The following is a 9,119-nucleotide window of genomic DNA, read 5'->3' as shown; positions in this document are numbered from 1 at the left end:
CCGCGCCTGCGTGTCGGCGGGCCGTCCCAGCGCGGCGATCCCGGTCGCCGCCGCCGCCACCGCTCCCGCGACGACCGTGCGGCGGCCGATGCCCGCCCGCCGTCCACGTCCCGCCCGCCGTCCGTGTCCCGCCTGCCGCTCGATCCCCGTCATCGAAGCGCCCCTTCCGCTCAGCTCACGAGACGAGCCTCACGGGCGGACGCACCCCCGAACATCGGCCACCCGACGCTCGTCCTCCGACCAAAGTCGTGACCTGGCCCCGCGAAGGTCGCGCATCGGACGGTCAGTGCCGGAACCGCGCGAGCCCCTGGGAGAGTTCGGTCGCGTAAAGCCAGGTCTGGCGGCGCCGCTCGCCCGCCAGCTCCCACTTGTCGAGCTTCGCCCGGTAGACGGTGACCCGGAGTTCGACGATGAGGTTCCGCGCGCGGAAGGTGACCAGGTGCGGCTTCTCCGTCGCACTGCTCTCGACCGGCACCTCGAACGCCTGGTCACCGAGCGGGGACGGGGAGGACACCGGAAAATCGGCGTACGTGCCGTGGGCGGTGTCGAAGATGGCCGCCGCGTGCTCGACGGCGCTCTCGCCCAAGCGCGCGTCGTACTTCGTCACCTCGACCGACAGCTCGTCCCTGTCGCGCAGCCCCCGGTTGGCGGCGCTGAACCAGCAGCTCCACATGTCGTAGCCGTCTCCCGGGCTGTGGCGGCATTCCGAGCCGGGGTCCTCCCGGTCGCGGAGGGCCTTCCACACCTCCGGGGAGAACAGCGTCGAGGGGTCGGGCGCGGTTGGGAAGTCGTCCGTCCACGACACCCCCGACACGACCGGAACCACTCCCCTCGTCGGGATCGTCCCGCCGGACGAGCGGACGTCCGACTTCCAGGCCGAGACCGCGCCGACCAGCAGCGCACCGGCGAGGAACCCGAAGCCCACACGGAATCGCACGTTCATCCATCAGCCCCCTGACGTGGACGGTTCTCAGCCGCGTTCGGCGATGCGGGCGGTCGCGTTGAGGAGTTCCAGGCGGATCAGCCCGGCTCCGCCGAGGCGGATGAGGGCCCAGTAGAAGGAGAAGACGCGGCGGCTGCGCGGGTCGGTCGCGGTGACGCGGGTGTCGGCGACCAGGACGGTGCGGCCGTTGGACGGGACGACCTGGAGCCCGAGGGCGGCCTTGGCCCAGCCGGGTTCGGCGAACGCGGCGAAGCCCTCGGCGGTCGCCGTCTCGGGCGGGCCGGGCACCGGACGGGGCTTCCAGAACTGGGCGACGCGTCCGAAGACGATCTCCCGGCCTTCCGTGCGGCCCAGTTCGGGGACCGCCGCGTTCGCGACGAACGAGCCCGAGGACGTGCGGCGGCGGCCTCCCTGCCTGACGCGCATGAGGACGCCCGTGACCGGGAGGTCGTCCACGCCGACGGTGAGCAGGGCGCGCCAGACGGCCTCGGGCGGGGCGTCGACGCGGCGGGTGTAGCGGGTGCGGAAGTCGGGGTCGGGCAGGAGGCGGTCCAGCATCCAGTCCACGGTCGTGTCCCCCTCGAACATTCTGGACGGTAGCGTACAGAACCTAGACTGTACGCCTCCGTCCAGAACAAGGGGAGAGTGAGTCATGCCACGCACCGCCCGCCTCAGCCGCGACGACTGGGCCGCCGCGGCGCTCGCGGCGCTGGTCGAGGGCGGGGCCGCCGCCGTCGCGGTGGAGCCGGTCGCCGCGCGGCTCGGGGCGTCCAAGTCGAGCTTCTACTGGCTGTTCGAGAACCGGTCGGCGCTGCTGGACGCGGCGCTGGAGCTGTGGGAGCGGGAGCAGACCGAGCGCGTCGCGGCCCGGTTCACCGGCCTCGCGGACCCAAGGGAGAGGTTGCGCTCGCTGCTCCTGCTGTCCCTCGGCACCGGGCACGCGGACGTCGCCCTCCGGCTGACCTGCGAGACGGACCCGGCCGTGCTCGCGGTCGCGGGCCGGGTCACCCGGCGGCGGCTGGAGATCGTCGAGGCGGCGTTCCGGGAGCTGGGCATGGCGGACGACCAGGCCCGGCACCGCGCGACCGCCGCCTACGCGAGCTACCTGGGGACGGCCGCCCTCGCCCGCGTCGGCGCCGCCCCCGAGGAGATCGAGGTGTACGTGGACGAGTTCCTGGCCGCCTATGCGCCCTGACCGGTGAGATCGGCGGAGACCTCCCAGAGCCGGGCCGCGTCGCCCGCGTCCACGGCCCACGGCTTGACGCCGCCGATCAGCATGTCGTCGGTGGTCGCGGGCTCGGCGATGTCGCAGTCCTGCGCGTAAAGGCCGCCGAGGCCGTCCAGGAGGGGTGACGTGGCGGCCCAGATCGCGGTCGCCGCGCCCTGCTCCGGGGTCTTGAAGCCCTCCGCCGGGGTGCCGTCCTCGCTCATCCAGCCCTGCGCGATCTGCTCCTCGCGCGGGACGTGCCGCTGCAACGGGGTGAGGATGCTGCCGGGGTGGACGGCGAACGCCCGCACGCCGAGCGCGTTGAGCTGGACGGCGAACAACGCGTTCGCGGTCTTCGACTGCGCGTACGCCAGCCAGCGGTCGTACCCGGTGGCGAAGTGCGGGTCGTCCCACCGGATGCCCGACAGGAAGTGCCCGGACGACGCGACCGAGACGACCCGCGCGTCGTCCGCGAGCAGCGGACGTAGCCGGTTGACCAGCGCGAAGTGCCCGAGGTGGTTGGTCGCGAAGTGCGCCTCCCAGCCGGGCCCGACGCGCGTCTCCGGACACGCCATGATCCCCGCGTTGGTGATCACGATGTCGAGCGTCCGCCCGTCCCCGAGGAGGTGATCGGAAAATTCGCGGACGCTGCCGAGATCGCCGAGGTCGAGCTCATGGACGTCCACGCGCGGCACGTCCCGCAGCGCCTCCCGGGCCACCTCGGGCCTGCGAGCAGGTACGACGACCCGTGCCCCCGCCTCGACGAGCGCCCGGACGCCGGCCAGTCCGAGCCCGGAGTACCCGCCCGTGACGAGCGCGGACTTTCCGGTGAGGTCGATCCCCTCCAGGACGTCCCGCGCCGTGTCGTGCGCACCGAACCCCGAACCGAGCTTGTGCTGCTGTTCCATCGCCATGCCCAAGGACGCTAGAAGCTGGAGCGCGCTCCAGGTCAAAGCGCCTCGTCATGACCGCGGGCGATGCCGTCCGGTCGGCCGCGGCCGGAACATGTAGAGGAGAAGGCCGGTGAGCGAGGCGCCCACGCACGCCCCTCCCAGCACGCAGGCCAGCATCGCGGACGTGTGAAGCACCGCGATCACGACTCGGCGTCCGGCGAGACGAACCGCGCCCACACGGTCTTGCCGCCGTCCGGCGAACCGTGCTTGCCCCAGGAGACCGAGAGGGCCTGGACGATGCCGAGCCCCCGGCCGGTCTCGCAGCTCAGGTCGGGGCTCTGGAGTTCGGGGCAACCGGGCCCGTCGTCCCAGACGGCCACCTCGACCATCTCGGCGGTGTGCCGCTCGACCAGGACGCGGATGTCGGTGGCCCCGCAGTTGAGCGCGTTGGTCACCAGCTCGGACACGCAGAGCGCGGCGTCGTCTTCGAGGCGGTCGTGCCCCCACCCGCGCAGCACCTCCCCCACCCGCCGCCGCGCCTTCCCGGCAGCGGAGAGATCGGCGTCGAACCGGCAGACGACCAGGTCTTCCTGATCACCCGCCGCAGGAGCTTTCCGAATCATCGGACCCGTCCTCATGGCGCGATTTTCAGTGTTCCGCATCACACTCTGAGGTCACCCGACTACCGTTGTCACTGTTGTCAGACGGATCAGAAAATGCGCCGATCAGAACCCCTCGGAGCACACCATGGTCAAGCCCCCGCCCGACGCCCGGCTCTCGCTCTGGGCCCTGATGGCCAACCAGCTGCGCCATATGCGGATCCGCATGAACCTCCGCCAGCACGACGTGGCCGCGATCCTGGACTGCTCGATCAGCCAAGTTTCCAAGTACGAGACCGGCGAGAAGCAGCTGGACGAGCGCCAGTGCAAGGCCCTCGACGCGGCATGGCACACCGGACAACTCTTCGAAATTCTGTATTACTTCGCAGTCTCGGGCGAGAACCCGAACTGGAGCGAACGCCTCAACCACTTCCAGACGAGCGCCATCGAGCACAAGATCTTCGCGAACAATCTCGTCCCCTTCCCCTTCCAGATCGAGGGCTATGCCCGGTCCTTCCTGGAGATGGGTCACGCCGAAGGAATCATCGCGGACGTGGGAGCGGCGTTGGAGCGCCGCATGAACCACCAAGCCGCGATCCTCAAAGGTGATCCCCAGATCTGGCTGCTTCTGGACGAGGCGGCGCTGCGTCCCATGTGCGACAGGACGACGATGCGCAAACAGATCGACTACCTCTTGACCGCGTCCACTCGGCAGAACGTCTCCGTGCGGATCCTGCCGGCGAGCACGCTCCCGAACCTGGGGGTGGACGGTTCTTTCTGGTGGTTCGAACTTCCCGACCACCAGACCGCCGCGTTCGCAGGGACGGTGCTGGAAGTGGGCCGGATCATTGACGGTCAAGACTCCGCAAACCGCGCTCGGCTACGCTTTGATCGACTCGCGACGCGGGCCTGGAGTCAGGATCAGTCCCGTGAGTGGCTCATCGAGCAGCGGGAGGCAACATGATCCTCTGGAGAAAGAGCAGTCACAGCGAGAGCGGTGCCGGAGGAAGCTGCATCGAGCTGGCCGACCTCGGTGGGACCGTGGGTGTTCGTGACAGCAGGGATCCTCACGGGGCGCGTCTTGTTCTCCGGCGCGAGGACCTGCGGGCGCTGGTCGGGACCATCGTTCGGGAGTAGGCGGCGGGGGCTTTCGCGAACCACCGGGCCGGGGGGGTTACTGGGCACGTCCGTCCCGTGAACGCGAAGAGGGTGTCCGGGTCATCGGCCGATGACCCGGACACCCTCTTGCTCCTCCTAGCCGGTTACGGCGATGTGGCCGTAGGCCTGTGCGCAGGCGCGGCGCGACCGCACGGGGGTCCCGTGCTCCGGGTCACGGCCGTTGGCGACGGCGCAGTTCTTCACGGACCGCTTCCACAGGTCCTTCTTCGTGACCCGGTAGGTCGCCGTGCAGACCATCGACTGGCCTGGCCACAGCGAGGTGTGCGGGCAGCGCACCTGCGACAGGCCGCGCTTGCGGTCGTCCACCTGCACACGGTCCAGCGGGACACGGCCGGTGTTCGTCACCTTGTACGTGAAGCGCAGTACCTGGCCGGCACGGTGGTAGGAGTGCGGGTGCACCCACTTCCGTATCTTGAGCGACGGCCTGTGCTTCGGCGGCTTGGGCGGCTCCGGCGGGGTCTCGGTGACCTCGACCGTCTTCTCGGCCTCCACGTTCGTCTCGGCGTCGGCGGCGAGGATGATCTTCTGGCCCTGCTCCGGGAAGCCCGGCTGCCCCTCCGGGTCCCGCACGTAGAGCGCGACCTCGCCCGCCGGGTGGACGGCGGTCGCGTGCGCCGAGATCCGCAGCGAGCCGGGTTCGTCGGACGACACGTAGAAGCTCTCGCCGTCCCTCAGTCGCGCGCCGCTCGGGATCGGCCGCGTGCCCGCGGCGTCCTCGAACATCCGGCCCCCGGCGATGGAGACGGTCGCGCTCTCCGCCGTGGTGTGCACCGTGAACGGCCCGGAGACGTCGCCCGCGCGGATGCTGTCCGGGCCGCTGATCCTCAGCTCCGGAGCCCGGGGCGGCGGCAGCGGCCCCTCGGCGAGCACCCGGCTGACGATCGCGGACGTCGCCTCGAACACCGGCGGGGCCTCGGCCAGGACGTACCGGTCGGAGAAGAACCAGATCGCCGCCTGGACGACCGCGGCCTTCAGCGGGGTGCTGAGCCCGGCGGGCTCGTCGGTGTTCGGGTAGTAGTCGTGCAGGATGCGCGCGATGTACCCGAGGTTCGGCACGTTCTCCTCACTCCAGGAGGCGTACCTGTACGCCATCCCGCCCCACGCTTCGTGGGCGAGGTCGATGCAGTAGGTGCGCAGCGGAGTGCCGTCGCGCCCCACCCCGTTGATGATGCCCGCGTAGCCGACGTCATGGCGGACGAACCCCGACTTGTCGTATCCGGCGGCCGGGTACCCGTCCTGCGGATCGAGCGTCTCGGGACCGAGATAGCCCGCGAGGCCGGTGCCGCCTCCCAGGTCGGTGAGGTCGAAGTCCGCCTCGGGCGGAAGGCCGATGACGACGGACGCCGGGAACCGTCCCGGGTCGACTTCGGCCACCGCCGGTGAGACGCACACCGAGAGGAACAGCAGCATTCCTGCGATCACGCACCCTGAACGGCGTGAGAAACCGTGCACGCGCATGGCCTCCGATCTTCGGTAGATCCTCTTGTAGTGCGACGGTTATGCCTCGTGGGGCACCGATTCACGATCACGCGGGCGCGATCATTAATGCCCGCTGCGCTTTCTTTGCCCCGAGTGCCCCGCGCGCCCGCAAAGCCAGACAGAGCCCCCATAAGCCGTCGAGAAGAACATTTCCCGCATGGGACGTGGCCTCGCGAAAACAACAAAAGAGGACGCCCGGGTCTCTCGACCCGGGCGCCCTCCCTTGGCGTCGTGCCTAGCCGGTCACGGGGACGTGGCCGTAGGCCTCGGCGCAGGAGCGGTCGGACCTGACGGGCATTCCGCCCTCGAAGGTCCGTCCCTTCGCGACGGCGCAGTTCTTCACGGACTGGCGCCGCAGGTCCCGCTTGGTGACCCGGTAGGACGCGGAGCAGACCATCGACTGGCCCGCCGCCAGTGTCGTCCGGCGGCACCGGACGTCCGACAGGCCGCGCATGTGGTCCTCGACGCGCACGTGGTTCAGCGCGACGTCGCCGGTGTTCGTCACCTTGATCTTGAAGTGCAGCGTCTGGCCCGCCCGGCTGTACGTGCCGGGGTGCACCCACTTCTGCACGGCGATCGACGGGTGGCGCTCCGGCGGGGCCGGCGGCGCGGGCGGGGGCGCCTCGACCTCGACCACCTTCTCGACGGTCACGTACACGCAGTCCTCATGGGCGAGGATGATCTTCTGGCCCTCGCGCGGCATGCCGGGGTACCCGCTCGCGTCCCGCATGTACACCGCGGCCTGGCCGATCGGGTGGACGACGCGCGCCCGCACCGTCAGCCGCAGCTTCCCGGGCTCGGCGGACCGCACGTAGAAGGGCGCGCCGCGCCGCATCTCCGTGCCGCTCGCGATCGGCTGCGTGCCCTCGGCGTCCGAGAACATCTCGCCGCCGGTGACCCGGACGGACGTCGGCGCCGTGGCGCCCTCGACTCCGAACGGCCCCGTGACCGTCCCGGCGCGCATGTTGTCCGGACCGCTGATCCGCGCCGCCGGGCCCGCCGGCTCCTCCAGCGGCCCCTTCTTCAGGACGCGGGTGACGATGCGGGACGCCACGGGGAACAGCGGGTCCTCGTCGTCCAGGACGTACCTGTTGGAGAAGAACCAGATCGCCGCCTGGACGGCCGCGGCCTTGTCGCTCTCGCTGAGCCCGGCAGGGCGGGACGTGTTGGGGTAGTACTCGTGGACCGTCCGCGCGATGTACCCGAGGTTCTTCGCGGGGGCCTCGCTCCACGTGCCGAACCGGTACGCCATGTGGCCCCGCGCCGGGTGCTCCAGGTCGAAGCAGTAGGCGCGCACGAGAGTGCCGTCCGCCCTGACTCCCCGGACGATGCCCGCGCGCCCGACCTCCCTGGGACGGAAGCCCCGCGACTCGTACCCCCGGGGCAGGTAGCCCTTCGTCGGGTCCAGCGACTCGGGCCCGACGTAGCCCCTCAGGTGGCGGCCGGGGCCGCCGGAGACGATGTTGAACTCCGCCTTGGGCGGAGCGTCCGCGCGGGTGCCCGCCGGGACCCGGTCCCGGGCGACTCCGCCCGACGCGGGTGAGACGCACACGGACAGAAGCACCAGCGCCGCCGCGATCACATACCCTGAACGGCGCGAAAGGCCATCCATGAACATTCCCCCACTCAAATTCATCGGTCTACTTGGGGGGTAGCAGTGATGATGCCTTGCGCGGGTCCCTTCGGCGGGCGGAACGGCGAGAAGATTAATGATCAGCGGAAATGTTTTTGCGTGACCGGCTTCCGGCTTTCCGCGACCGCGCCTACGCGGCCCGTCCAAATGTCCGAAGACATGGAGAAAGGGTGCCCCGGGTCATCTGGCCGATGACCCCGGACACCCTTCCGCGGGACGCGCCTAACCGGTCACCGGGACGTGTCCGTAAGCCCGCGCGCACGCCCGGTTGGACCTGACGTACCTGCCCGTCGCCGGGTTCCGCCCGGTAGCGACGGCGCAGTTCTGCACGCACCGCTTCCGCACGTCCCGCCTGGTGACGCGGTACGTCGCCGTGCAGTGCAGCGACGCCCCCGGCCGCAGGTAGATGTTCCTCGGGCACCACACCCTCGACAGGCCGCGCAGGTGGTCTTCCACCTCCACGCGGTCCATTGGGACGTGACCGGTGTTCGTCACCTTGTACCGGAACTCCAGCCGCTGCCCCGCCCGGTGGTAGGTGTGCGGACGCACCCACTTGCGCAGGGAGATCGACGGCCTGGACTCCGGCCACGCCGCCTTGGTGATCTCGACCGTCCGGCCCGCCACCGCCACCAGGGCGTCCCCGGCGAGGATGCTCGTCCGGCTCTGCGCCGAGGAGCCCGGCAGGTCCCGCGCGTGGACGGGGCCGGCCGTCGCCGGCCCCGCGGACGCCGATGGAGCACACAACGACACGATCGGAAGTACCGCGGCGACCACTGCCACCGAACGGCGCGAAAAGTCTTTCATGGGCATCGTCCCCCCAGAGGTTCGGAGATCGTTGTGGGGGGCGCAATGGTTATGCCGCGCGGGAGACCGGTCGAAGATCCTCCAACCGATTCATTAATGATCACATTCGGTGATTTTGCGTGTCGGTGTTGGATCCACCGCCGCTCAGAGGATGAGCAGGGTCTTGCCGAGGGTGGTGCGGTTCTCGACGGCGGCGTGGGCGTCGGCGGCGCGGTCGAGCGGGAACGTCTGGCCGATGACCGGACGGACGGTCCCGGCGGCGGCCTTCGCCATCATCTCCCGCGCCCAGCGCTCATGGTGGGGGCCGAAGGAACGGAGCTGGTCGAGCGCGATGACCGTGACGCCGCGCGCGTCCGCCTCGGCCGGCTCGACGCGCGTGCCG

11 protein-coding genes are annotated in these 9,119 nt (G+C 70.4%); 3 read left to right on the top strand and 8 right to left on the bottom strand.

All coding sequences use genetic code 11. The features are described from left to right. Positions 1-283: 283 nt before the first annotated feature. Positions 284-937, bottom strand: a complete 654-nt coding sequence (locus AB0J52_RS16680) for a hypothetical protein (protein WP_500182466.1) — start codon at positions 935-937, stop codon at positions 284-286. Between the two features lie 33 nt (positions 938-970). After that, on the bottom strand, positions 971-1,531 hold the full coding sequence (locus tag AB0J52_RS16675) for a hypothetical protein (protein ID WP_500182465.1): 561 nt from the start codon (positions 1,529-1,531) through the stop codon (positions 971-973). Between the two features lie 64 nt (positions 1,532-1,595). On the opposite strand from AB0J52_RS16675, the gene AB0J52_RS16670 reads away from it, so the two are divergent. Beyond that, positions 1,596-2,138 (top strand): TetR family transcriptional regulator, encoded by a 543-nt coding sequence (locus AB0J52_RS16670; protein WP_500182464.1) that lies wholly within the window; start codon positions 1,596-1,598, stop codon positions 2,136-2,138. Here the strand turns inward: AB0J52_RS16670 and AB0J52_RS16665 are convergent. Continuing rightward, on the bottom strand, positions 2,126-3,064 hold the full coding sequence (locus AB0J52_RS16665) for an SDR family NAD(P)-dependent oxidoreductase (protein WP_500182463.1): 939 nt from the start codon (positions 3,062-3,064) through the stop codon (positions 2,126-2,128). The two genes, AB0J52_RS16670 and AB0J52_RS16665, sit on opposite strands and share 13 nt — an antisense overlap. A gap of 179 nt (positions 3,065-3,243) precedes the next feature. Next, on the bottom strand, positions 3,244-3,666 hold the full coding sequence (locus AB0J52_RS16660; RefSeq protein ID WP_500182462.1) for an ATP-binding protein: 423 nt from the start codon (positions 3,664-3,666) through the stop codon (positions 3,244-3,246). 124 nt (positions 3,667-3,790) lie between these two features. Here AB0J52_RS16660 and AB0J52_RS16655 point away from each other — a divergent pair, with 124 nt between their 5' ends. Together AB0J52_RS16655 and AB0J52_RS16650 are read left to right on the top strand one after the other, a co-directional pair. Next, positions 3,791-4,606, top strand: a complete 816-nt coding sequence (locus tag AB0J52_RS16655; protein WP_500182461.1) for a helix-turn-helix domain-containing protein — start codon at positions 3,791-3,793, stop codon at positions 4,604-4,606. After that, positions 4,603-4,779, top strand: coding sequence for a DUF397 domain-containing protein (locus AB0J52_RS16650; protein ID WP_500182460.1), 177 nt, complete (start codon positions 4,603-4,605; stop codon positions 4,777-4,779). The genes AB0J52_RS16655 and AB0J52_RS16650 overlap by 4 nt, the downstream gene beginning before the upstream one ends. A gap of 117 nt (positions 4,780-4,896) precedes the next feature. On the opposite strand, the gene AB0J52_RS16645 is transcribed toward AB0J52_RS16650, so the two are convergent. The 4 genes from AB0J52_RS16645 to AB0J52_RS16630 form a co-directional block, all read right to left on the bottom strand. After that, entirely contained in the window at positions 4,897-6,231 is a 1,335-nt protein-coding gene (locus AB0J52_RS16645) for a thioester domain-containing protein (protein ID WP_500182459.1), read from the bottom strand. Between the two features lie 304 nt (positions 6,232-6,535). Further along, positions 6,536-7,864 (bottom strand): thioester domain-containing protein, encoded by a 1,329-nt coding sequence (locus AB0J52_RS16640; protein WP_500182458.1) that lies wholly within the window; start codon positions 7,862-7,864, stop codon positions 6,536-6,538. 291 nt (positions 7,865-8,155) lie between these two features. Then, complete coding sequence (locus AB0J52_RS16635; RefSeq protein ID WP_500182457.1) at positions 8,156-8,677, bottom strand: CLIPPER-2 domain-containing protein; 522 nt, start codon at positions 8,675-8,677, stop codon at positions 8,156-8,158. A gap of 204 nt (positions 8,678-8,881) precedes the next feature. Beyond that, positions 8,882-9,119 (bottom strand): zinc-binding dehydrogenase (locus AB0J52_RS16630; protein ID WP_500182456.1); only part of this gene is annotated, 238 nt, incomplete at its 5' end.

Origin of the sequence: Spirillospora sp. NPDC049652 (genome assembly GCF_040675125.1) — a bacterium.
Taxonomy (GTDB): domain Bacteria; phylum Actinomycetota; class Actinomycetes; order Streptosporangiales; family Streptosporangiaceae; genus Spirillospora.
The sequence above is the reverse complement of the archived record's forward strand: the minus strand, read 5'-3'. Positions and strand labels throughout refer to the sequence as shown.